We start from the raw sequence: 23079 nt of genomic DNA, 5'->3' as shown, positions 1-23079 counted from the left end.
GAGTCCGCGTCAACGCCCGCACCCACAACAGCCGCCTACACATCCACCTCACCGCCGACCACACCGTCCTCAGCGCCACAAGCACCCAGGCGCTGGCCAGGACTTACCGCGTTGCCCTTGCCGCACTCACGGTGCACGGCGACAACCTGAGCGCACCGCGGAAGACGTTGTCCGACGCAGATGCGATGGACCTCGATGTCGGCGACCTCGACGAGCTGAACGCCCTCTTCGGTGGTTGATCTCATGGCACCACTGCCGCCAGTCGCCTCCGGAGGGTCAATTGCTTCCGCAAGGTCGATTGTTCTAGTAACATTGCCAACATGTTGTACAAAGTGGATCCCGCATCAGCGGTCACCATCGCCGACCAGCTCGCCGTTCAGGTGCGAGTGGCGGTCGCCGACGGATCGCTCGCGCCGGGCACCCGGCTTCCGCCCGCACGGGAGCTTGCGAACGCCCTCAGCATCAACATGCACACCGTCCTCCGCGCCTACGCGCAACTGCGCGACGACGGCATCCTCGAGATGCGGCAGGGGCGCGGCGCCTCGGTCCGCGCGGACGCTGCAGCCGGAACGGTTCGCCTCGTCGAACTTGCGGACGCACTTCTCGCAGAAGCCCGCAAACTTGGCGTCGGCATCCCCGACGTCCTCATCCTGATCCAGAAGCGAGGGACACATGCTTGACTCAGAATCACCCACGAAATCGCCCATGAAGACAGGGGAATCCGCGACACGAGCGACAACGCGGGACCGGCTGGCCGCCGCATCGCTGTGGCTGCCCGTCGTCATCCTGTCCGTCACTGCCACTCTGTGGTCTCGTCGGCTGCCCGCAGAACTCCCGGTGGAGTGGCTCGGAAACGAGGGCGGCGCCTTCAGGAGCACTGCCGTCTTCAGCGGGATCACCGGCACGTTCGCCCTCTTCGCCGCAGTGGCCGGGATAATCGCACTCGCGGGTGTCGCGGCAACTATTCGCCCGTGGCTGGTCCTCGTGGCCGGGATGGTCGGCGGATCCGCGACAGCGGCCTGGTTGGTGGCTGCGGGCTTCGGGCTGGCTGGCGAACCTATGCCGGCGTCGGCTGTTCCGTGGATGGTTGCACTCGTCCTCGCAGCCGCGTCCTACGGTGTGGTTCCGTACCTGCTCTCCTCGCGACAGCGTCGAGTGCGGCTAGGGGACGCGGCGGCTGGAGTTCCACTCGGGGTTGGCGAGGCGGGTGCATGGTTCACGACGATCCGAGTTCGCGTCTTCGGCGTGTTCGCGGCAGTCTCGACGCTGGCCGCAGCCGTCATCGCCGTCCTCCTCGTACCGCGGGATGCCGTTGGAGCGTCCGCAGCCATCGTCGCGCTACTGCTCGTGGCGGCGGGGTTCCTCGTCTTCTCCCGGCTGCGGGTGAGTGTTGACCACCGCGGGCTACGGGTCGTATCAAGCCTGTTCCGTTTCCCGATCGCCCACGTCGAGCTCAACCGGATCGTGTCGGCCAGATCGGCCGAGCTGCGGGCTGCCGAGTGGGGTGGGTGGGGATACCGGGTCATGCCGGGCCGCACCGCCATCGTTGTCTCTGGTCGTCGGGGCATTCTTGTCGAACGTGACAACGGCACCCACTTCGCGGTGACAGTGCCGAACCCCGACCTGCCGGTCGCGCTGCTCACGACGCTCGTCTCCCGCTGAGCGCGCGGCGCGGCCAGCCAGGCCACGCTCACGCTCTACGGGGCGCAGAACATCGTCGGAGTCGGCTCAGTCGCCGGGTCGGGCCGTGCTCGAGCGCACGATCAGTTCGAACGGCATCGGCGTGTTCAGCACGGCCTGATCGTGCTGGCCAGGATGTAGCTGGTCCATCAGGATCTCCACGGCCGTGGCGCCCTGCCCCTGCGGGAATTGCGCGATGGTGCTGAGGCCGAAGAAGTCGGCCAGTTCGTGGTCGTCGATGCCGATCACCGACACGTCCCTCGGCACAATCAGGCCCAGGTCACGGGCGGCCAGGATGCTGCCGATGGCCATCTCGTCCGATGCCGCGAAGATGGCGGTCGGCCGGTTGTGCGGACTGCCGAGCAGCTGTTTGGCCGCCTGGTAGCCACCGCGGATGGTGAAGTCGGCGGGCTGGAACAGTTCGGGGGCGGTGCCGATGCCCGCGGCTTCCATCGCGGCCTCGTAGCCGAACCGACGGTTGGTGGGCAGGTGGAAGTCGAGGTCGAAGTCCTTGTTGCCGCCGATGTGGGCGATGCGGCGGTGGCCGAGGGCCAGCAGGTGCTCCGTGGCCAGTCTGGCCACCGCGACATCGTCGATGGTGAGGGTGCGCACGCCGGTGATCGGGCCGCCGACGCCCACGAGGGGTTTGCCCAGGGCGTGCAGCCTGGCCACTTCGCTCTCGGTCAGCTCGAGGGAGATCGCGATGACGGCATCCACCCGTTGGCGCAGCAGGAAGTGCTCGAACACGCTGCGCCGCTCCTCGCCGCCGCCGGTGAGGTTGTACAGGGTGAGGTCGTAGCCGTTGTGCAGCAGGGCCTTCTGGGCGCCCTCGACGACGCTGGAGAAGAACCAGCGGTTGAGGAACGGAACCACGACGCCGATGTTCTTCATCCGGCCGGACGCCAGGCTGGATGCGTTCGACGACACCACATAGCCCATCTCCAGGGCCGCGGCCTTGACCTTGAGCTTGGTCGCCGGGGAGACGTGACCGTTGCCGCTCAGGGCGCGCGAGACCGTGGCGGTGGAGACGCCCGCTCGACGGGCGACCTCGTCGATTCCGACCATTCGGGTTCCTAACCGGCGTGCAAGAGGGGTGTGAAGTGATCATATCCACCGCTGTGATGACCGGCTGCCCCCGCTGATTTCGCACTTGGGCCCTTGGGCTTGTATTCTGTCTGAGCGTCTCCGGTCACGTGGCTTCATATGGCCGGGTATGCACTGGCGAGTTACCCAAGCGGCCAAAGGGATCTGACTGTAAATCAGACGGCGTAGCCTTCGTGAGTTCGAATCTCGCACTCGCCACAGCAAGAGAACAGCACCACACCACCACAGAACGCGCCGGCCCCCGGCGCGTTTTGTGCGTTAATCAGCCGGTCACCTCCTGCTCCTGTTGCCGATGCCGATGCCGCCGGGGGCGTAGCGTGGGCGGATGACCACAGTCGCGTCCACCGAATTGCTCGCCCTCGCCCAGCAGACGGCCATCGCCGCCGGAGAACTGGCCCACCGGCGCCGGGCGGAGGGTGTGCAGATCGCCGCCTCCAAGTCGTCGCCGGAGGACGTGGTGACGCTGGCGGACCGGGAGACCGAGGCGCTCATCCGCGGACTGATCGCCGATGCCAGGCCGAACGACGGCTTCCACGGCGAGGAATCCAGTGCCACCGCCGGCACGTCGGGCCTGACCTGGGTGGTCGACCCCATCGACGGCACCGTGAACTACCTGTACGGCATCCCGCTCTATGCCGTGAGCATCGCCGTGGTGGAGGGCGACGCCGATCCGGCCACCTGGACCGCCCTGGCCGGAGCCGTGAAGAACCCCGCCATCGACGAGCTCTTCTCCGCGCGCGCCGGAGGCGGGGCGGAACTGAACGGGCGGAGCCTCGCAGTGCAGAGTGGTGTGCCGCTCTCGCTCGCCCTGTTCGGCACCGGCTTCTCCTACGATTCGGTGCGGCGCAGTCGTCAGGCGCAGGTGCTGCACGGCCTCATCCACCAGGTCCGCGACATCCGCCGCATGGGTGCCGCCTCCCTCGACCTGTGCGCGGTCGCGGCCGGCCGGCTCGACCTGTACTACGAGCGTGGGCTCAACCCGTGGGACCACGCGGCCGGTGCTCTGGTGGCCACAGAGGCCGGCGCGAAGGTCGGCGCGTTCGGCGACGACCGTGAAGGCATCAGCCTTCTCATCGCCGCGGCTCCCGATCTCTACGCCGCGGCCGAACCCATCCTGCTGAATCTTTTCAACGAATTTATGGCCGAAGACGACATATGAGGATGCGATGGCCCTCCGAGTGTGTCCCGCGGCGCAATAGCAGGCCAGTAGCGGATTTTTAGCCCTCTTCGTGCGTGCGTGAGTCGCCGCTCGCGGGCGTCCCTGACGGCCGTTTGCGGTGGTTTTGCGGCACCGTCAGATGGCGCAGACGCCGCCCGCCCGCTAGCCTTTACCTATTCGTTACTTTGGCTCGGCCGAAGTCGCGGGTATGTTGTCCTGTCCATCGCGCCGAAAGTACCCCACCTTTGTCACCTCACTCCCCGCAGCCGGATGCCTCCGCAGCCGACTCGAGTGACCCCTCGCAGGGCGTCGTGACAACCGAAGGAACCGTGCCCGCGCGCGCGCTGACCCGCCGTGAACTGCGCGAACTCGAACGCCGCAACGCGCCGTTCGCCGAGGAGCAGCCGGCTGTCGCCCAGGACTCGATCGCCGACATCGCCGCCGAGACCACTGTGCTCACCGCCGAGGCGCAGATCCTGGTGGCCGCCGAGCTGGCCGAACCCAGCCTCGAGACCGTCGTCATTCGCCAGCAGGACCTCTCGCTGCCAGAGGAGCCTGCCTACGAGCAGATTCCGAGCGACATCTCGCCGAACACCATCACGACCTCGATCCCGCTGCCGTCGCGGGCGGCCCTGCGCGCCCAGCTGCGCGCGGAGCAGGCCTTCACCGAGGCTCCGGCCCCCCTCGCCACCGCCGAGGCCGCAGCGCCCCGCACAGCGTCGGTTGCTCCAGAGCGTGTTCTGCCCGACTTCGTGCCGCGCACCCGCGCCAAGACCGCGCCGGCCAGCCGCGCCCCGGTGTCGGTGCATTCCGGTCACCACCGCATGCGCATGCTGGCGACCAAGACCGGCTCCATTGTGGCGATGTCGGTCGTGGCCATGCTGGCCGTGGCCACGTCCCTGCCCGCCGACTCCCTGCTGTCGTCCAGCGACGTGCGCGCCGCTGCGCTCGAGGCCACGATGCCCGTCAGCACCGAGCCCGCCCAGACCATTGACCTTGCCGGCACCGACACCATCACGGTGCAGCAGGACAGCTACCAGGCCAGGTCCATCGCCGAGGTCGCAGCGGCCAGCGGCATCCGTCTTGAAGACACCTTCACCAACAACCCCAACGGCACCGTGCAGTGGCCGTTCGCCGTCGGAGTGCACGTCGGCGACCAGTTCGGCCCGCGCAACTGCGCCGGCTGCTCCGCCAACCACGGCGGTCAGGACTTCAACCCCGGCGTCGGCGCTCCGATCCAGGCCATCGCCGACGGCGTCGTGAGCTACACCGAAGACGGCGAAGCCAGTCTCGGTGTGCACATGATCATCGACCACATGATCGACGGTGAACTGGTCTCCAGTGTCTACGCCCACATGATCCACGGCTCGATGCTGCTGGAGACCGGCGACGTGGTCAAGGTCGGCCAGGTCATCGGCAAGGTCGGGTCGACGGGTATGTCGACCGGTCCGCACCTGCACTTCGAGATCCGCGTCGGCGGCATCAAGGGCACCAAGGTCGCACCCTTGCCCTGGCTCTACGCCAACACGAACTAGTCGCCCGGCCCGCCCTGGTCCCGCGCGGCCCGCATGGCCGCAACTGTTCCCCGTGCGGACAATTGTGTCCGGCGCACCGGGCGCAATTGTCCGCATCGGGAACAGTTGCCGCAGCGAGTGCGCCGCACGGATGCGCGATCAGCTCGCGCGAGCACCCCGCTGAGTCGTGCCCGGCGAGAGGCGCCCGACGTGCGTGCGGGTCAGACGGCCTTGGCCAGGAACGCCTCGAGCACGCTGCGGGGGAGCGGGAACGGCACCTGGCCGTCTGACGTCGACGGAGCCGGCTGCGACGTGGGCGGCGTGAGGGCGTCTGGCGACGTTCCCAGCGAGACCACCTGGGCGTGCAGGCGTTCCATGTCGATGTCGAGCCGATTGGCCACGTCAGCGGCCTGCTTGAGCTCGTCGACCAGCGCGGGCGGTACTGCGCCGTCGTGCTTGTAGAAGATCTTGTGTTCGAGGCTGGCCCAGAAGTCCATCGCGACGGTGCGGATCTGTACCTCCACCGTCACCGGCTGCACCCGGTCGGACATGAAGACCGGGATCGCGACGATGAGGTGCAGGCTCTTGTACCCGTTCGGCTTGGGGTTCTCGATGTAATCCTTGATCTGCAGCACCGTGATGTCCCGTTGGCCGGTGAGCATGTCGAGCACCCGGTAGGTGTCAGAGATGAAGCTGCAGGTGATGCGGATGCCAGCGATGTCTTGAATGTTCTCCCGAATGCCGGCGAGATCGAGCGGGTAGCCCTTGCGGTTGGCCTTCTTCAGGATTCCCTCCGGCGACTTGAGCCGGTGGCTGACGTGCTCGATCGGACTGTAGTCGTGGATCGCGCTGAACTCCTCCTTGAGGATGTTGACCTTGGTCATCATCTCGTCGGTGGCGAACTTGTACGACATCATGAACCGGGTGAGCTCGGTCCTGATCTCCCGGAGGTCGCTGGGCCATTCGACGTCCTGGTTGGTCACGCGGGCTCCCCTGTCAACGACGACCCCACAATCGTTGGCGGCCACCTGAATTCTGCCATCCCCCGCATCGGTAGTCGCTGTGAGCCAGCTGCGCGCGGGGGATGGAGAAGTTGTGAGTGGAGCAGGTCCGGCTCAGGCCTGCAGCCACACGGTGGTGTCGCCAGGAACGATCCGGTCCACGAGCTGCTCGCTGGCGACCAGGACCTCGCCGGCGGGCAGCTCGACGTCCTGGTCGCCGGTGTTCGCGACCACGACGACATTCCCATTACGGAATACGAGAGTGTCGGAGTTCGGCGCCGACAGCCACTCCACCGAACCAAGTCCGAGGGAGTGTTCGCGGCGCAGGGCGAGCGCTTGAGTGTAGAGCTCGAGGGTGGAGCCCTCGACGCCCTCCTGCGCGTCGCGGGCCAGGGTGGCCCACTCGGCGGGCTGGGGCAGCCAGCTGGCCGCGCTGGGGCCGAAGCCGTAAGACGGTTCTGCCGCCTCCCAGGGGATGGGGACCCGGCAGCCGTCCCGGCCGTAGCGCTCCCCGTTGGTGCGGAACCAGGTCGGGTCCTCACGGGAGGAGTCTGGCAGGTGGATGACCTCGGGGAGCCCGAGTTCCTCGCCCTGGTAGATGTAGCTGGAGCCCGGCAGGGAGAGCATCAGCGCCGTGGCGGCACGCGCCCGACGGAGTCCGACGGCGGGGTCAGGCAGGCCCTCGGTCTTGGGGCCGATGCCGTGGCCCTGCAGGTTGTCTGCCGTGAGGGCCAGTCGGGTGGCGTGGCGCACGACGTCGTGGTTGGAGAGCACCCAGGTGCTGGGGGCTCCGACGGCGCTGAACGCGGCCAGGGAGCCGTCGATCACGCGGCGGAGCGGTTCCGCCTTCCACGGGGTCTCGAGGTAGGCGAAATTGAAGGCCTGGTGCATCTCATCAGCACGTACCCACTGCGCGACCCGGTCCAGGGGATCGACCCAGGCCTCGGCAGCGAGGATGCGGTCGCCCTCGTATTCGTCCAGCACGATCCGCCAGTCGCGGTAGATGTCGTGCACACCGTCCTGCGCCCAGTAGGGGGCGCCGGCCACGGGCTCGGCCACGACGCCGGGCTCCAGCGAGGTGGCGCCACCCATGCTGCCGCCGTCGGCGGGCGGGGAGTAGTCCGGCAGGCCCTTGGCCTTGATCATGCCGTGGGCGACGTCCACCCGGAACCCGTCGACGCCGCGGTCGAGCCAGAACCGCAACACGTCACGGAACTGCGCGCGCACCCACTCGTTGTCCCAGTCGAAGTCGGGCTGGGTGGTGTCGAACAGGTGCAGGTACCACTGGCCGGGGGTGCCGTCCGGGTCGGTCGTGCGGGTCCAGGCGTTGCCGCCGAAGACGGATTCCCAGTTGTTCGGGGGCAGCTCGCCGTTCTCGCCGAGGCCGTCCCGGAAGATGTAGTGCCCGCGCTCCTCGCTGCCGGGGCCGGCGGCCAGGGCGGCCTGGAACCACGGGTGGTCGCTGGAGGAGTGGTTGGGCACGATGTCCACGATCACCCGGATGCCGAGCGCGTGCGCCGCATCCTGCATGGCGTCGTAATCGGCGAGGGTGCCGAACAGGGGATCGACGTCGCAATAGTCGGAGACGTCGTAGCCGGCGTCGCGCTGCGGCGACGTGTAGAAGGGTGACAGCCAGATGGCGTCGACCCCCAGTTCGGCCAGCTTCGGCAGCCTCGAGCGGATGCCCGCGAGGTCGCCCATGCCGTCGCCGTTCGCGTCAGCGAACGACCGTGGGTAGATCTGATAAATAACGGCGGTACGCCACCACTCTGTGCCTGTCATGACCGACAGACTACGGCATTCAGGCCCATCTGCAAGCGCTTCCACAAATCTCGAGCATGTTTCTCGTATCGGGGCTGTAGGTAATCACAGACTGGGTTGCCAATCCGTGAATTGACAGGTATACATGGAACCGCTTGCACAAATTGTCAATGTTGATCATGAAAGGCACACCAATGATGGTGAAGAGAAATGGCCTGCTGGCCGCCGGCGCAATCATCGCCGCCGCGTCCCTCGCCCTGACCGGCTGCTCGGCCGGAGCCGAGACGAGCGGCGGGACATCGGATGCCGACTCCAGCGCACTGACCGTGTGGGTCGACGCCGACCGCGCCGCCGTGCTGAAGGACGCCGCAGCGGCCTTCACGAAGGAGTCAGGGGTCGAGGTCAAGCTCGTTCAGAAGGACTTTGCGAAGATCCAGGAGGAGTTCATCGCCCAGGTTCCGACCGGCAAGGGCCCCGACATCACCATCGCCGCGCACGACTGGCTCGGCAACTTCGTCAGCAATGGTGTGGTGCAGCCCGTCGAGCTCGGCGACACCGCGGCCGACTACCAGCAGGTCGCCGTCACCGCCATGAGCTACGAGGGCAAGACCTACGGCGTGCCGTACTCGATCGAGAACATCGCCCTGTTGCGCAACACCGCCCTCGCCGCCAGCGCCCCGGCCACCGTCGACGACATGACCGCGGCCGGAGTCGCCGCCGGAACCGAGTTCCCGTACCTCGTGCAGATCGGCCCAGAGGCAGATCCGTACCACCTGTACCCGTTCCAGACCTCCTTCGGGGCACCGGTGTTCGGCACCAGCGCCGACGGCAGCTATGACCCAGAGGACCTCACCGTGGGCAACGCCGGGGGCGAAGCCTTCGCCACCTGGCTGGCCGCAGAAGGCGCCGCCGGCCGCATGAGTGTCAACCTCACCGGCGACATCGCCAAGGAGAAGTTCTACGCCGGCGCCTCACCGTTCCTGCTCACCGGACCGTGGAACGTGCCGGATGCCCAGGCCGCTGGTATCGACGTCTCCGTCGACCCGATCCCGTCGGCCGGAGGCCAGGCCGCGCAGCCCTTCGTGGGCGTGCAGGGTTTCATGGTCAGCGCCAAGACCACGAACGCCATCGCGGCGAACGAATTCCTGGTCAACTACATCGGCAGCGAAGACGTGCAGACCGCGCTCTACGACGTCGGCGGCCGCCCGCCGGCTCTGACCGCAGCCTTCGATGCCGCCAGCTCCGACCCGATCACCGCCGGCTTCGGTGCCGTCGGCGCCTCCGCGGTGCCGATGCCCACCATCCCGCAGATGGGCAAGGTCTGGCAGTTCTGGGGCGTCACCGAGGCGGCGATCATCAGCAACCAGGGTGACCCCGTCGAACTGTGGCAGAAGATGACCGCGGACATCGCCGCCGCCATCGAATAACCCGATTCACCCGGGTGCGCCCGGCCCCCACAGGCCGGGCGCACCGCACCATCCGCAGTACCTGTACGCACAACCCGCACACGGCACCCGCACGCCCGCCGCCGCCAGGCCGCCAGAGAGCAGATAATGATGACTATCCCCGGAACCGAGCGCGATCGGGCCCAGATCGTGGCCGCCAAGAGATCCAGGCAGGCCGGTCGCATCGCCGAGGCCGCTTCCGCCGGCATCAAGGTGCTGCTCGTCAAGGTGCTCGTGCTCGGCATCGTCGACGCCATCAGCGTCTATGCCCTCTTCGTGCTCTTCGCCAAGCAGGACTGGCTGGTGTTCAGCCTCGTCCTCTTCGTCACCATCGTCGTTAACTGGATCTACTTCCGGGCCGCGGGCCTGCCGGCCAAGTACCTCACGCCCGGCCTGATCTTCCTGCTCATCTTCCAGATCTTCGTCATCGGCTACTCCGGGTACATCGCCTTCACCAACTACGGCACCGGCCACAACAGCACCAAGGATGACGCGGTCAACTCCCTCATCCTCTCCTCCCAGGAGCGGGTGCCCGACTCGCCCAGCTACGCCGTCACCGTGCTCGAACAGGCCGGCGTCTACAGCTTCCTGGTCACAGACCCCGACGGGGAGATCAGCGTCGGCAACCCGGAGACCCCGCTCGAGACGGTCAGCAATGCCGAAACGGATGCCTCCGGCCAGGCCACCGGTCTGCCCGGTTACACCGCCCTGAACTTCGCCGACATCGTGGCCAATCAGGAGACCATCGCGGCCCTCGCGGTGCCCGTTTCCGACGACCCCAACGACGGCAGCCTGCGCACCCCGGACGGCTCCGCCGCCTACCTCTACCTCTCCGACCTCATCTACGACGAGGCCGCCGGCACGATGACCGATGCGAGCACCGGGGTCGTCTACACCGAAGACCCGGCGCAGGGATCCTTCGTCGCCCCGGATGGCGCCGACCTGCAGCCCGGCTGGAAGGTGGAGGTGGGCCTGGCCAACTTCGCCAAGGCCTTCGGCACCGAGTCCATTCGCGGCCCGCTGATCAGCGTGACCCTGTGGACCTTCGCGTTCGCGTTCCTCTCGGTAGCCACCACCTTCGCGCTCGGCCTGTTCCTGGCCATCGTGTTCAACGACCTACGGATGCGCGGCCGGAACGTCTACCGGGTGGTCATGATCCTGCCCTACGCCTTCCCCGCCTTCCTCTCCGCCCTGGTCTGGGCGGGCATGCTCAACCCGCAGTTCGGTTTCGTCAACCAGGTGCTGTTCGGCGGGGCGGAGATCCCCTGGCTGACCAACGAATGGCTGGCCAAGTTCAGCATCATCTTCGTCAACCTCTGGCTCGGGTTCCCCTACATGTTCCTGGTCTGCACCGGCGCGCTGCAGTCCATCCCCGGTGAGCTGCAGGAAGCGGCCACCGTGGATGGCGCCAAGCCCTGGCAGGTGTTCCGGTTGATCAAGCTGCCGCTGCTGCTGGTGTCGGTCTCGCCGCTGCTGATCGCCTCGTTCGCGTTCAACTTCAACAACTTCAACCTCATCTACATGCTCACCAACGGCGGGCCGCGTGACGTCACGGCGGGGGTGAACGTGGGCGCCACCGACATCCTGATCTCGATGGTCTACAAGGTCGCCTTCGTCGGCGCGAACCGTGACTACGGGCTCGCGAGCGCCTTCTCGATCCTCATCTTCGTGCTCGTCGCGCTCGTGTCGATCATCAGCTTCAGACAGACCAAGGCACTAGAGGAGTTGAACTGAGATGGCGACCACGACACTCGCAGCCCCGGCGACCACCGACTACATTCCGGTGAAGCAGCCGTTCAACTTCGGCCGCTGGTTCCGCGCCACCGGCTGGCGGCACCTCATCGGCGCCGTCATGGTGATCTTCTCCGCCTTCCCGCTGCTCTACGTGCTCTCCGCGTCGCTGCACCCCGGCGGCACCCTGATCACCGCCAACGGCCTGTTCAGCGAGGTGGACCTGGGCAGCTATGTCACCCTGTTCAACCTGCCGCAGCAGCCGTACGCGGCCTGGTACGGCAACACCCTGCTGATCGGCGGTATCACCTCCGCCGGCACGGTCTTCCTCGGCGCCCTGGCCGCGTACTCGTTCTCCCGGATGCGCTTCACCGGCCGTCGGGCCGGGTTGCTGATGCTCGTGCTCGTGCAGATGTTCCCGCAGCTGCTGGCCGTCGTGGCGATCTTCCTGTTGCTCAACGGCATCTCCGACATCTTCCCGGCCATCGGCCTGGACACCCAGATCGGCCTGATCATGGTCTACCTCGGTGGCGCCCTCGGCGTGAACACCTACCTGATGTACGGGTTCTTCAACACCATTCCGGCCTCCATCGACGAGGCCGCCAAGCTCGACGGCGCCGGCCACGCGCGCATCTTCTTCACGATCATCCTGCGGCTGGTGGCGCCCATCCTCGCGGTGGTCGGCCTGCTCTCGTTCGTCGGCACGACCAACGAGTTCGTGATCGCGAGCATCGTGCTGATCACGCCGGAGAAGCAGACCCTCGCGGTGGGCCTGTACCAGTTCGTGTCGCAGGAGTTCTCGAGCAACTATTCGGTCTTCGCGGCCGGTGCGGTGCTCGCGGCCCTGCCGGTGATGGCGCTGTTCCTCTGGTTGCAGAAATACATCGTCGGTGGCCTCACGGCCGGATCGGTCAAGTAACCCACCCCATGCTGCCGCACCACCGGATCCCGTTCCATTCGCTCCCGCACCACGACGGCTCTCCGCTTTACGTCTCCAGCCAGGAGCCTGCGCTCGGCGACGCCATCACCGTGCGGGTGCGCATTCCACGTGCCTTCGGCGAGGTGACGATGGTGCGCGTGCGGTCGAATCCCGATCAGGAGCCGCGCTTTCAGGATGCCCGGCCGCTCGGCTCGGCCGCGGAGGCCGACGCCTGGTGGGCCGCCGACCTGGTGGTGGAGAATCCGGTGCACGGCTACCGGTTCCTGCTCAGCCTGGCCGACGGCAGCCACCGCTGGTTGAACGCCAGCGGACTGCACGACATCGAGACGCTCGACTCAGAGGATTTCAAGCTCGTCGCCCACCCGGCCCCGCCGGCCTGGGCGGCGACCAGCGTGATGTACCAGGTCTTCCCTGACCGGTTCGCACGTTCCACCGCCGCCGATGAGCGCCAGGCGCCGGACTGGGCACTGCCCGCCGAGTGGCAGGACGCCGTCGACCAGCTGCCACCTGGCCGCTCGCACCAGTTCTACGGCGGCGACCTCGACGGCATCACCGAGCACCTCGACCACCTCGAGCAGCTCGGCGTCACCCTGCTCTACCTCACACCGGTGTTCCCCGGCCGTTCCAACCACCGCTACGACGCGGCCGGCTTCACCGCGGTCGACCCGTTGCTCGGCGGCGACCCCGCGCTCATCCGCCTCGTCGAGGCCGCGCACGCCCGCGGGTTCAAGGTGATCGGTGACCTCACCGCCAATCACTCCGGCGACGGTCACGAATGGTTCCGGGCCGCGCACCTCACGCCGGAGGCCCCGGAGAGCGCCTTCTACTACTGGCTCGACCCCGAGCAGCGCGACTACATGTCCTGGCTCGGGGTGCCGGAGCTGCCCAAGTTCAACTGGAATTCGGCGGAGCTGCGCCGCCGGTTCATCGACGGACCGGACTCGGTGGTGGCCCAGTGGCTCATGCCGCCGTTCAACATGGACGGCTGGCGCATCGACGTGGCGAACATGACTGGCCGTCTCGGCGCCGAAGACCTCAACGCCGAGGTTCGCCAGGCCATCCGCCGCACCATGATCGAGGTGAACCCCGACACCATTCTGCTCGGCGAATTCACCAACGACGCCTCCGCGGATTTCCAGGGCGACGCCTGGCACGGCGCGATGACCTACGCCAACTTCACCCGCCCGCTCTGGTCCTGGCTGTGCCGGCCCGACGCGGTGACGTCGTTCTTCGGGCTCCCGCTCGGCACCATCCCGACGCACACCGGCGAGCAGTTCCACCGCGCGCACACCCGCTTCGCGGCCGGCTTTCCCTGGCGCACCCGGCTGGCCACCATGAACGCGCTCGACACCCATGACACCGCCAGGTTCCGCACCCACGCGGATGCCGCGGCCGTTCCGGTCGCCGTCGGCCTGTCGATGACCCTGCCGGGCATCCCCGTCGTCTTTGCCGGCGACGAGTTCGGCCTCGTCGGCGTTGACGGTGAGCACTCCCGCACCCCGATGCCGTGGGGGAGCGCCGCCGAACCGGACGTGGCGGCGACCATCGACCTGTACGCGAGCCTGATCGGCCTGCGCCGCGCCCATGAGGCCCTCAGCACCGGCGGTCTGCGCTGGCTGCACGTGGCCGACGACGTGCTCGTCTACGTGCGCGAGACCGAGCAGGAGACGGTGCTGCTGCTGGCCGCCCGCGCCGCCGCCGACGTGACCCTGCCCGGGTGGGTGCTGCCCGTCGGCGGCCTCACCGGTGAGCTGGCCGGCGAGGTCGGAACGGCCGTCGGCACGGTCTCCGACGACGGCCTCCGGTTGGTCGCCACCGGCGCATCCTTCACCGCCTGGGTGCTCCCGGGCGTCACAATCGGGCCGGATGCCAGGCCTGTGTCGCCGAGGGGTCTCGCGAGGTGATAATGTTTACCGGTTGCCAAAAGCACGGTTCAACTTCAGAAGTGTGAAGTTTTGCCCCCTTAGCTCATTGGTAGAGCACTTCCTTGGTAAGGAAGAGGTAGTGGGTCCGATTCCCACAGGGGGCTCAGGCTTGAGAGCTAGGCTCTGAAGGTCTAAGGCGGGGTAGCTCAGTTGGTTAGAGCACACGGCTCATAATCGTGGTGTCGCGGGTTCAATTCCCGCTCCCGCTACATATAAAGGCCCTTTGATCTGGATTTCTTCCGGTCACGGGGCCTTTCTCTTTGGCGCTGCATGGCGCCCGCCGCCCGTCCCAGGATCCGGTCAAGGTCGTGGTTTCGAACCCGTCACCTCCTTTTCCCAGACTTCTCGGCCAGCGGTTCCCGGAAATGCGTCCGTGGCGCCCCTGCTGGTGCCACAATAGTTTCGAGACCGAAAGTGATGTGGCATGAGCGAGTTGACCACCGATGAAGCGCGCAAGCGGCTTGCTGTGAGCCCACAGCACATCCGTGGGCTTCTTCGCGCCGGGAAGCTTGACGGCCGGCAGCTCCCGTCCGGGGTGTGGCTTGTCGACGCGGATTCCCTCGAGCGCCGGATCGCGATCAGCACGGGCCCCGGTCGAAACTGGTCGGCGCTCTCCTCGTGGGCGATTCTCGGAGAGCTCTCCGGCGAGCCCAACCTGGTCACCGTCTCTGACAGGACGCGCGCTCGCGTACGTGAACGCATCCGGTTGAACACGGCCGAGGAGATCGCGCGCCGTGTGGCTGACCGTACCACGGTGACCCGCTATGACGCCGACGACTCTTTTCACACAGTCGCCGAGATGGTCCCCACTGGAGCAACCGCTCTCGAGGTGCTCGACACTGACCTCTCTCCGCAGCACTCAACACTCGAGGGCTACGTCAGCGCAGCCTTGATGCAGGAATTCATCCGAGAACACATGCTTCTTCCCGACCGTCAGGGATTCATCGAGGTGTACGAGGATCCTGGTCTGTTTCTCGGCCGGGATAACGCCCCCGTTGCTGTGGTCGCAGCCGACCTCGCTCGAAGTACCGCCACTCGTGAGCGCTCCGCCGGCATCCGGGCCCTCGAGGAGATGAGACAGCGTTGGCTGGCGACACACACGAAGTAGACATCGGCGAGGCGGGCTTCCTTCCGCCGTGGTCGACACTGTTCGAAGTGATCGCCGCGACCGACATAAACGAGTGGATCCTTGTCGGCGGGCTCATGGTCCAGCTGCACGCGTTCCGGGCAAACATTCCTCCGTCGAGGATCACTAAAGACGTCGACATGGTCGTCGATGTCGTGAGCGCCAAAGCCAGCATCCAGGCCATCTCCGGCCAGCTCAGGACCAGCGGTTTCGAGGGTGAGGTTCCCCAGACGAAGAGTGCGCCGGCCTACAGGTTCAGTCGCGGCAAAGAACAGATCGACCTCATGGTCCCGGACGAGCTCCCGCCACGGATCAAGCCGCGGCTGATGATGCGTGACGCGTTCGGTGTCGTTGCCGGCAGACAGGCGATCAGGCGCCGGGACACATTCGTTGTTCGCTCTGGGGCAGAAACAGCAGCCCTCTCTTCACCCGACGTGCTCGGCGCACTCATCGTCAAGGGCGCTGCCAACCAGGTCGACCAGCGCGACGGCGGCCGCCACCTCGAGGACGCCGCTCTCCTCCTCGCGTCTATCGTGGCCGTCGGCAAGCTCGACCTTGTCAATCTGTCGAAGAACGATCGCAAGCACCTCGTCCGGGTCGCAACGATGCTCCCAGACAGCGCGGCGGCGTGGCGACAGCTGGATGACGTCAGCCGCCTGCGAGGCCAGCGACAGTTGGCTCGACTCGTTCTGGCCGCCCAGTTACCTGTCGCCTAATATCTGGATCATGCCTAGATCGCATCGTCGGTGGGGTCGGCGCCCGAAGGCTCACGGGGCCTTTTTCAGGCCGCCGGGCTGCTGGCTTTGCGCCGGGTCCGGCGATACGCCTGGTACAGCATCGTCCCGCGAACGGCGAGGGCGATCACGCCCGGAATCTGAACGACTGCAGCGATCCAGTGCCATCCCAGGCCCTGCTCTGGATAGGCGTCGAATCCGGTCGGTAGCCCTGAGGTGGACGTATAGACGCCCGCGAACATGAGAGACAAGAAACCGAAGACGATAACGGAAACCCCGCCCAGGAGTACGAGGTCGTCCGCGGTGTCGTGGCGGAAGTACGGCACAGCCATGAACACGCCGACCGAAGCCAGCACCCCGGCCGCGATCACCAGCGCCGCCGGGAGCGGGATGAACGGCCAGGCGACGGTCTCGTTCCACAGCATCGAGTCACGCAGCCCCATTCGGCCACCTGCCAGCGCGTAGTTGAGCAACGAGAGTAAGAAGAAGAGCAGCATCGCGAACGTGGCGATCATGACGACTCGCTTGCCGCGCGCAACATGACGGTCGAGTTGGGCGAAGGTCTCTGCGTCAGCGTCGTGCATAGCCCCATTGTGCCTTCTCGGGGTCGGGCGGCTGCGCGGTCGGCCCGTTGGCGTCAGTGACGAATGGTACGGCCGTGCGAGTCGATGGCGCCGAGCCATTCCGCACGAGGCGTCAGCGGCACCGGGGCCGGCCGCTCGGCCGTGGTGGTGGTGTCGATGCGGCGGCCCTCGGTGGCGGCGCGCTGCAGCGACTCCATCACGTCGAGCACGTGCAGGGCGAGCTCGCCGTTGGCGCGCGCGACCGCGCGGGGCGGCGTGCGGATCTGGTCGAGCAGACCGATGCCGCGGGCACCGTCGACGTAGCCGGCCAGCGGGTCGAGCGTGTGGAAGCCACCGTCGTTCACGCGGCGGAGGCTAGTGGGGCCGTCGAAGGTGTTCGGGTCGCCCACGGCGAGGGTGCCGTCTGTGCCGTGCACCTCGATCGGCGAGGCCACCGTGGCGGTCGAGTCGAAGCTCATCGTGATGGTCGACAGGGCGCCGCTGTCGTGCTCGAGCACCCCGGTGACGTGGGTGTCGACGAAGACGGGGATGCTCTCGCCGGCTCTCGGGCCGGTGCGGATGACCCGGTTCTCGTGCGGCCGGCTGGAGGCGCCGGTGACCGAGCGGATCGGTCCGAGCAGGTGGATCAGTGCGGTGATGTAGTACGGGCCCATGTCGAAGAGCGGGCCACCGCCTTCGCGGTAGTAGAAGTCCGGGTTGGGGTGCCAGAACTCGTGGCCGGGGCTGACCATCACCGCCGACGCGGCCACCGGGCGGCCGATCAGGCCGTCGTCGATGGCGGCGCGGGCGGTCTGGATGCCGGTGCCGAGCACGGTGTCCGGCGCGGATCCAACCCTCAGGCCGGCGTGGGTGGCGGCGAGGATGCTGCGGCCCTCGGCCAGCGTCACGGCCAGCGGCTTCTCGCCGTAGACCTGCTTGCCCTGCGCGAGGGCGCCCAGGGCGATCTCGGTGTGGGCGGCCGGGGTGGTGAGGTTGAGCACGGTGTCCACCTCGTCACTGGCGAGCAGCTCGGCCACCGTCAGGGCGCGGGCGGCCGGCAGCCCGGCCGCGACCGACCGGGCGCGCGCGGCATCCAGATCGGCCACGGCCGTGATCACGACGGATTCGGTGCCGGCCAGGGTGTCGAGGTAGGCGGCGGAGATGACGCCCAGGCCCACGATGCCCAGACGGTGCGATGTCACTTCTCGGCTGGTGTGCGGCTGGACCACAGCATGCCCCTTTCGATGATGGTGCGAACAGAGGGGTCCTCGAGCACGTCGATGCTGTGTCCAGGCGTCGTCACGACGATGCGGCCCAGACCCCACTGCCGGGTCCAGACGGCCGGAGACGTCACCGGGCGGTGCCAGGGTTGCCAGTCCTCGGCCGGATGCGTCGTGGTCGCGAGCACATCGCAGAGGTCGTCGGTGAGCACCCAGTACTGCTCGGTGGTGAGCGTGAAGTCGGCCAGGCCCGCGGTCACCGGATGCGCACGGCCCAGATCCGTCATGCTGATCAGGTAGTCGAGGTAGTTGTCCTCCTCGCCGCCGGCCCGTAGCTCGGCGGCCTTGGCCGGGTGGGTCACGAACTGGCCGCCGACGAGGTGCAGGTAGTCGGAGGAGGCCCGGTAGGAATCGGCGATGCCGCCGTGCCAGCCGGTCAGGCCGGTTCCCGCGGCGACGGCATCCCGCAGCCCGGCCACCTGCTCTGCGGTGATCTCGCTCATCGTGACGCACTGCACGATGAGGTCGGTGTCGGCCATCACCGCGGCATCGGCGTAGACGGCGGGCGACTCCTCGATCCGCACCTCGTAGCCGTTGCCCCGCAGGAACGGGACGAACAGCTCGGTGCTCTCCACCGGCCGGTGGCCGTCCCAACCGCCTCGCACGATCAGTGCCTTCATGCCTACCTCCTCGTAGCCGTGCCTAAAAAAGTGTCAGATCGCAGGTGGCGCCGTCGTTGCCCGGCGCACGAGCCCGGTCGGCAGCCGAATGTGGTTCTGCGGCAGCGTCTCGCCGTTCAGCAGCGCAACGAGCATCCCTGCTGCGGTGGCGCCGAGCCGCTTCATCGGCTGCCGGATGGTAGTGAGCGTTGGGTTCATCTGCGACGCCTCCGGAATGTCATCGAAGCCGATCACGGACAGATCGCCCGGCACCTGGAGGCCGAGCTCCGCGGCCACCTGGATGATCGCGATGGCGGAGAGGTCATTGGCGGCGAACACCGCAGTGGGGCGGTCGGTCATCGACAACAGCGATGCGGCCGGCCCCTTGGCCGTGTCGCGCTTGTACAGTCCCACCCGCACCAGAGCGGGGTTGAACTGGATGCCCGCATCCGCCAGCGCCTGCCGGTACCCGGCCTCACGCAGGGTGGCGCTGCGCAGGTCGGGGCGCCCGGCGAGAAAGCCGATCCGGCGGTGGCCGAGCTCGATGAGGTACCGGGTGGCCTGCATGGCGCCGCCGAAACTGTCCGACTCCACGGTGGGCAGATCGGCCCGGCCGGTGTGCGGGTCGATGGCCACGACGGGGATCTCCGACGAGGTGGTGTCGACGGTGGGGGTGACCATGATGGCGCCGTCGATGAGGGTGCCGCTCAGCCGGCTCAGCGAACGCCGCTCCCAGCCGTTGGTCTCCCGCTGGCGGGAACCGCTGTAGGCGAGCAGGTCGTACCGGGAGTCCGCGAGGGCGACGCCGACACCCTTGAGGATCTCGGCGCTGAACGGCTCGAAGTCGGCCACGAGGATGCCGATCACACTGGTGCGGCGGGACCGCATGCTGCTGGCCACCAGACTCGACTCGTAGCCGAGCTGTTGCACCACGTCGAGCACCCTGGCCGTGGTCGCGGCCGAGATGCCGTACCGGCCGTTGACGGCCTTGGAGACCGTCGCCACCGACACACCGGCGGCTGCGGCGACGTCATGGATGGTAGCGCGGGGGGTCATGGGATCAGCATAGGTCACATGGAAACTGATTTCGAAAACGTTTGACACTTCTTTTTTCCGCTGTGACACTGAGGCAACTCGGTACGCACGGGGCCTCCCCGCCGCCGCCCGAATAACGCAGCACAGCCCGTCAGGGCGCGGCTTCACACCAAGACCATCGATGACCGATGGTGTCCCTCAATGAAGAGAAAAGGTTGAACCAATGAAGGTGAACCACACCACCGCGAGGAGAATCTTCGCAGGAACCATGGTCCTGGGCCTCAGCGCCATGGGCCTCACCGCCTGTAGCGCAGCTTCAGACGAAGGGTCATCGGGCGGCGACGTTTCGATGAGCCTGTGGCAGAACTCCACCACCGGCCCCGGCCAGGAGTTCTGGGACAAGACAGTCGCCAGTTTCGAGGCCGACAACCCCGGCGTCACGATCGACGTACAGGCCATCCAGAACGAAGACCTGGACGGCAAGCTGCAGACCGCGCTGAACTCCGGAGACGCTCCAGACGTCTTCCTGCAGCGTGGCGGTGGCAAGATGGCCGCAATGGTGGCCGCGGGCCAGCTGATGGATCTCACGGACAGCATCTCCGACCAGGTGCGCGAGGAGATCCCGGAGGGCTCGTTCATCGCGAACACCCTCGAGGACAAGGTCTACGCGATGCCGGTCGCCGTGCTCCCCGGCGGTATCTTCTACAGCCAGGACCTGTTCGACGCCGCGGGCATCACCGAGGCACCCACCACCATGGACGACCTTGTCGTCGCCGCTGACAAGCTCAAGGCCACCGGGGTCGCCCCGATCGCCCTCGGCGCCAAGGACGCCTGGCCCGCCGCGCACTGGTTCTACTTCTTCGCCCTGCGTGAATGCAGCCCCGACATCCTCGCCGAGGCCGCAGACACCAAGGACTTCTCCGACGACTGCTGGATCCGCGCCGGTGAAGACCTGCAGAACTTCGCCGACACCGAGCCCTTCAACCAGGGCTTCCTCACCACCGCTGCCCAGCAGGGTGCAGGCAGCTCGGCTGGACTGCTCGCCAACCACCAGGCGGGCATGGAACTCATGGGCGCTTGGAACCCCGGCGTGATCGCGTCCCTGACCCCGGACGAGCTGCCGTTGCCCGACCTGTCCTGGTTCGCGTTCCCTGAGGTCGACGGTGGGGATGGCGAGCCCGGCTCGATCCTCGGCGGCGTGGACGGCTACTCCTGCTCCGCAGGGGCTCCGCCGGAATGTGTCGACTTCCTCAACTACATCGGCAGCTCCGATGTGCAGAAGGAGTACTACGCGGCCTTCAACGCTCCGCCCGTGAACACCGTGGCGCAGGAAGCCGTCACCGAGCCCTACCTGCAGGAGATCATCGCGGCCTACAACGCGGCCCCGTACGTCTCACAGTGGCTCGACACCGTCTACGGCCAGAACGTCGGAAACGCGCTGAACGTCGGAGTGGTCGACCTGCTGGCCGGCAAGGGTAGCCCCGAGCTGCTCATCCAGGCGGTCAACGACGCGGCCAAGAAGGCCTAGGCAGCACTCATGTCAGTTCGCGAGAATACTTCGACGCGATTAGAGGTGGATCTCGCGAACGGCGGGGTCGCGGGCGCCACGCCCGCGGCCCCGCCCGTGCGGCGCCGCCGTCGCACGCCCCTATCGGCCAAGGTGGAGATCGCCGTCCTGGTCGGTCCCGCCATGATCGTCTTCCTCGGCTTCGTCATCTTCCCCGTCGTGATGGCGGCCTACTACGGCTTCTTCAGCTGGCAGGGTTACGGCCCTGCCACCGACTTCGTCGGCTTCCGCAACTACATCACCATCCTGCAGGACCCCACCTTCCAAGAGGCCCTCAGCCACAACGCTTTCATCGTCGTGGCGTCGCTGGTGCTGCAGGGCCCGGTCGCCATCCTCCTGGCGCTGCTTCTGAACCGAAAACTGCGCGGGCAGTCCCTCATCCGGGTGCTGATCTTCGTGCCGTACGTCATCTCCGAGGTTGTCGTCGGTACCGGCTGGAGCCTCATGCTGCAGTCCAACGGCGCCGTGAACGGGATGCTGGAGAAGCTCGGTTTGGGTGCCTTCACCCAGGACTGGCTCTCGAACCCGGACATCGCCATCTGGACCCTGATGGTTATCATCACCTGGAAGTACGTCGGCTTCGCCGTCATCCTCTTCCTCGCCGGTCTCCAGGGCATCCCCGAAGAGCTACCCGAAGCCGCAGCCATCGACGGTGCGTCCTTCTGGCAGATCCAGCGCCACATCACTCTGCCGCTGCTGGCACCCACGATGCGCATCTGGGCCTTCCTGTCGATCATCGGCGCCCTGCAGCTGTTCGACCTCGTCTACATCATCTGGGGGCAGTACATCTCCTCCACCGCGGGAACCTCGACCATGGCGACCTACCTTGTCGCCAACGGCCGTGACTCCGGCAACTACGGCTACGGAAACGCCGTCGCCGTCGTACTCTTCCTGATCTCCCTCGTGGTCGCGCTGATTTACCAGCGCTTCGTACTGCGCCGGGACACCGAGGGTGCCATCACTGACAAGGGGACGAGCAAATGACCCTCACCACCACGCCGGCTGTGGAACTGCCGCCGGCCAACCCGCCGGCCCCGATCAAGACCAGTCGGCGCTGGGGAACCCCGGTTGCCTATGTCGTGGCGGTTCTCGTGGTCGCCGCAATGCTCGCCCCGGTGCTGTTCATCATCATCGGCGGTTTCCGCACCAACGCGCAGATCACCACCGACCCGTCCGGCTGGCCGAGCGTGTGGAACATCGGCAACTACCTCGACGTTCTCGCCGGCGGCACCTTCTGGCGGCTGGTGGGCAACTCCCTCATCGCCGGTCTGGCCACGACTCTCGGCGTGGTGCTGCTCGGCCTGATGGCCAGCTACGTGCTGGCCAGGTACTCGTTCCGCGGCCGCGGCATCCTCTACGCCATGTTCGCCGCCGGCCTGATGTTCCCCATGACGGTCGCCATCACGCCGCTGTACCTGGTGGTCAAGAACCTGGGCCTGATGAACTCGCTCGGCGGTGTCATCCTGCCGCAGATCGCGTTCGCGTTGCCGACGACGATCATCATCCTGGTGCCGTTCCTGAAGGCCATCCCGGATGAGATCCAGGAGGCCGCCTTCATCGACGGATGCAGCCGGTTGGGCTTCTTCTGGCGGATGATCGTGCCGCTGGCCATGCCCGGCGTCATCACGGTGGGCATCCTGGCGTTCATCGCCAGCTGGAACAGCTACCTGCTGCCGCTGTTCATTCTGAACAACGAGGCCGTGTTCACGCTGCCGCTCGGGGTGGCGTCATTCGCCTCGCAGTACTCGGTGGATACGGCGAAGGTCCTGGCCTTCACCTCACTGTCCATGATTCCCGCGCTGGTGTTCTTCGCCCTGTTCGAACGCCGCATCGTCGGCGGACTGACCGGCGCGGTCAAGGGTTGATCGGCCGCTCGCGTTCCGCGCAGCCCGATTCATCGATGTAGAAGAAGTAG

Annotated in this window: 21 protein-coding genes and 3 tRNA genes; 17 read left to right on the top strand and 7 right to left on the bottom strand. The window is 67.0% G+C overall.

What is annotated here, in order from left to right; genetic code table 11:
* The 3 genes from K2F54_RS12245 to K2F54_RS12235 all read left to right on the top strand — a co-directional run.
* The coding region (locus K2F54_RS12245) for a hypothetical protein (RefSeq protein WP_220606131.1) at nucleotides 1-239 on the top strand (239 nt) is incomplete at its 5' end.
* Nucleotides 240-320: 81 nt separating this feature from the next.
* A complete protein-coding gene (locus tag K2F54_RS12240) occupies nucleotides 321-680 on the top strand; it encodes a GntR family transcriptional regulator (RefSeq protein WP_220606130.1) in 360 nt (119 codons plus the stop codon).
* Nucleotides 681-705: 25 nt separating this feature from the next.
* A complete protein-coding gene (locus K2F54_RS12235) occupies nucleotides 706-1662 on the top strand; it encodes a hypothetical protein (protein WP_220606129.1) in 957 nt (318 codons plus the stop codon).
* A 66-nt stretch (nucleotides 1663-1728) separates the two neighbouring features.
* Here the strand turns inward: K2F54_RS12235 and K2F54_RS12230 are convergent, their stop codons facing one another.
* Nucleotides 1729-2745: a LacI family DNA-binding transcriptional regulator gene (locus K2F54_RS12230; RefSeq protein ID WP_220606128.1), complete on the bottom strand. Its 1017-nt coding sequence runs from the start codon at nucleotides 2743-2745 to the stop codon at nucleotides 1729-1731.
* A gap of 155 nt (nucleotides 2746-2900) precedes the next feature.
* Here K2F54_RS12230 and K2F54_RS12225 point away from each other — a divergent pair.
* The 3 genes from K2F54_RS12225 to K2F54_RS19570 all read left to right on the top strand — a co-directional run bounded on the left by K2F54_RS12225 (nucleotide 2901) and on the right by K2F54_RS19570 (nucleotide 5478).
* A tRNA-Tyr gene (locus K2F54_RS12225) sits at nucleotides 2901-2982 on the top strand.
* Nucleotides 2983-3109: 127 nt separating this feature from the next.
* The gene (locus K2F54_RS12220; RefSeq protein WP_220606127.1) at nucleotides 3110-3943 is read left to right on the top strand and encodes an inositol monophosphatase family protein; all 834 of its coding nucleotides are present in this window, start codon (nucleotides 3110-3112) and stop codon (nucleotides 3941-3943) included.
* A gap of 311 nt (nucleotides 3944-4254) precedes the next feature.
* Nucleotides 4255-5478, top strand: a complete 1224-nt coding sequence (locus K2F54_RS19570; protein ID WP_220606126.1) for a M23 family metallopeptidase — start codon at nucleotides 4255-4257, stop codon at nucleotides 5476-5478.
* Between the two features lie 200 nt (nucleotides 5479-5678).
* Here K2F54_RS19570 and K2F54_RS12210 read toward each other — a convergent pair whose 3' ends face one another.
* Nucleotides 5679-6440: a GTP pyrophosphokinase gene (locus K2F54_RS12210; protein WP_308287638.1), complete on the bottom strand. Its 762-nt coding sequence runs from the start codon at nucleotides 6438-6440 to the stop codon at nucleotides 5679-5681.
* Between the two features lie 132 nt (nucleotides 6441-6572).
* Nucleotides 6573-8240 (bottom strand): glycoside hydrolase family 13 protein, encoded by a 1668-nt coding sequence (locus K2F54_RS12205; RefSeq protein WP_220606125.1) that lies wholly within the window; start codon nucleotides 8238-8240, stop codon nucleotides 6573-6575.
* Nucleotides 8241-8413: 173 nt separating this feature from the next.
* Here K2F54_RS12205 and K2F54_RS12200 point away from each other — a divergent pair, with 173 nt between their 5' ends.
* From K2F54_RS12200 to K2F54_RS12165, 8 genes are all read left to right on the top strand, one after another.
* Nucleotides 8414-9646: a sugar ABC transporter substrate-binding protein gene (locus tag K2F54_RS12200; protein WP_220606147.1), complete on the top strand. Its 1233-nt coding sequence runs from the start codon at nucleotides 8414-8416 to the stop codon at nucleotides 9644-9646.
* Between the two features lie 126 nt (nucleotides 9647-9772).
* Nucleotides 9773-11398 (top strand): ABC transporter permease subunit, encoded by a 1626-nt coding sequence (locus K2F54_RS12195; RefSeq protein ID WP_220606124.1) that lies wholly within the window; start codon nucleotides 9773-9775, stop codon nucleotides 11396-11398.
* 1 nt (nucleotide 11399) lies between these two features.
* Entirely contained in the window at nucleotides 11400-12314 is a 915-nt protein-coding gene (locus tag K2F54_RS12190) for a sugar ABC transporter permease (protein ID WP_220606123.1), read from the top strand.
* Nucleotides 12315-12322: 8 nt separating this feature from the next.
* A complete protein-coding gene (locus K2F54_RS12185) occupies nucleotides 12323-14239 on the top strand; it encodes a glycoside hydrolase family 13 protein (RefSeq protein WP_255577050.1) in 1917 nt (638 codons plus the stop codon).
* Nucleotides 14240-14292: 53 nt separating this feature from the next.
* A tRNA-Thr gene (locus tag K2F54_RS12180) sits at nucleotides 14293-14364 on the top strand.
* Nucleotides 14365-14395: 31 nt separating this feature from the next.
* Nucleotides 14396-14469, top strand: a tRNA-Met gene (locus K2F54_RS12175).
* Between the two features lie 215 nt (nucleotides 14470-14684).
* Complete coding sequence (locus K2F54_RS12170; protein ID WP_220606122.1) at nucleotides 14685-15368, top strand: helix-turn-helix domain-containing protein; 684 nt, start codon at nucleotides 14685-14687, stop codon at nucleotides 15366-15368.
* 47 nt (nucleotides 15369-15415) lie between these two features.
* Nucleotides 15416-16102: a hypothetical protein gene (locus K2F54_RS12165; protein WP_220606121.1), complete on the top strand. Its 687-nt coding sequence runs from the start codon at nucleotides 15416-15418 to the stop codon at nucleotides 16100-16102.
* 65 nt (nucleotides 16103-16167) lie between these two features.
* Here the strand turns inward: K2F54_RS12165 and K2F54_RS12160 are convergent, their stop codons facing one another.
* The 4 genes from K2F54_RS12160 to K2F54_RS12145 are packed head-to-tail and all read right to left on the bottom strand — an operon-like array spanning nucleotide 16168 to nucleotide 19618.
* Entirely contained in the window at nucleotides 16168-16704 is a 537-nt protein-coding gene (locus K2F54_RS12160; RefSeq protein WP_220606120.1) for a hypothetical protein, read from the bottom strand.
* A 53-nt stretch (nucleotides 16705-16757) separates the two neighbouring features.
* Nucleotides 16758-17885, bottom strand: a complete 1128-nt coding sequence (locus K2F54_RS12155; RefSeq protein WP_220606119.1) for a Gfo/Idh/MocA family protein — start codon at nucleotides 17883-17885, stop codon at nucleotides 16758-16760.
* Nucleotides 17882-18583: a ThuA domain-containing protein gene (locus K2F54_RS12150; RefSeq protein ID WP_220606118.1), complete on the bottom strand. Its 702-nt coding sequence runs from the start codon at nucleotides 18581-18583 to the stop codon at nucleotides 17882-17884. The genes K2F54_RS12155 and K2F54_RS12150 overlap by 4 nt, the downstream gene beginning before the upstream one ends.
* A 33-nt stretch (nucleotides 18584-18616) precedes the next feature.
* Nucleotides 18617-19618, bottom strand: coding sequence for a LacI family DNA-binding transcriptional regulator (locus K2F54_RS12145; RefSeq protein ID WP_220606117.1), 1002 nt, complete (start codon nucleotides 19616-19618; stop codon nucleotides 18617-18619).
* A 202-nt stretch (nucleotides 19619-19820) separates the two neighbouring features.
* Between K2F54_RS12145 and K2F54_RS12140 the strand changes: the two genes are divergently transcribed.
* The 3 genes from K2F54_RS12140 to K2F54_RS12130 are packed head-to-tail and all read left to right on the top strand — an operon-like array spanning nucleotide 19821 to nucleotide 23029.
* Nucleotides 19821-21125 carry an ABC transporter substrate-binding protein gene (locus K2F54_RS12140; protein ID WP_220606116.1) on the top strand — a complete coding sequence of 435 codons (1305 nt, stop codon included), beginning with the start codon at nucleotides 19821-19823 and terminating at the stop codon, nucleotides 21123-21125.
* Nucleotides 21126-21134: 9 nt separating this feature from the next.
* Nucleotides 21135-22148, top strand: a complete 1014-nt coding sequence (locus K2F54_RS12135) for a carbohydrate ABC transporter permease (protein WP_220606115.1) — start codon at nucleotides 21135-21137, stop codon at nucleotides 22146-22148.
* Complete coding sequence (locus K2F54_RS12130; RefSeq protein WP_220606114.1) at nucleotides 22145-23029, top strand: carbohydrate ABC transporter permease; 885 nt, start codon at nucleotides 22145-22147, stop codon at nucleotides 23027-23029. Before K2F54_RS12135 ends, K2F54_RS12130 begins: the two co-directional genes overlap by 4 nt.
* Nucleotides 23030-23079: the final 50 nt, after the last annotated feature.

The sequence above is a fragment of the Cryobacterium inferilacus genome, from assembly GCF_019599185.1.
Lineage (GTDB): Bacteria > Actinomycetota > Actinomycetes > Actinomycetales > Microbacteriaceae > Cryobacterium > Cryobacterium inferilacus.
Note: the sequence above shows the minus strand (reverse complement) of the source record. Positions and strands in the feature narration are given on the sequence as shown.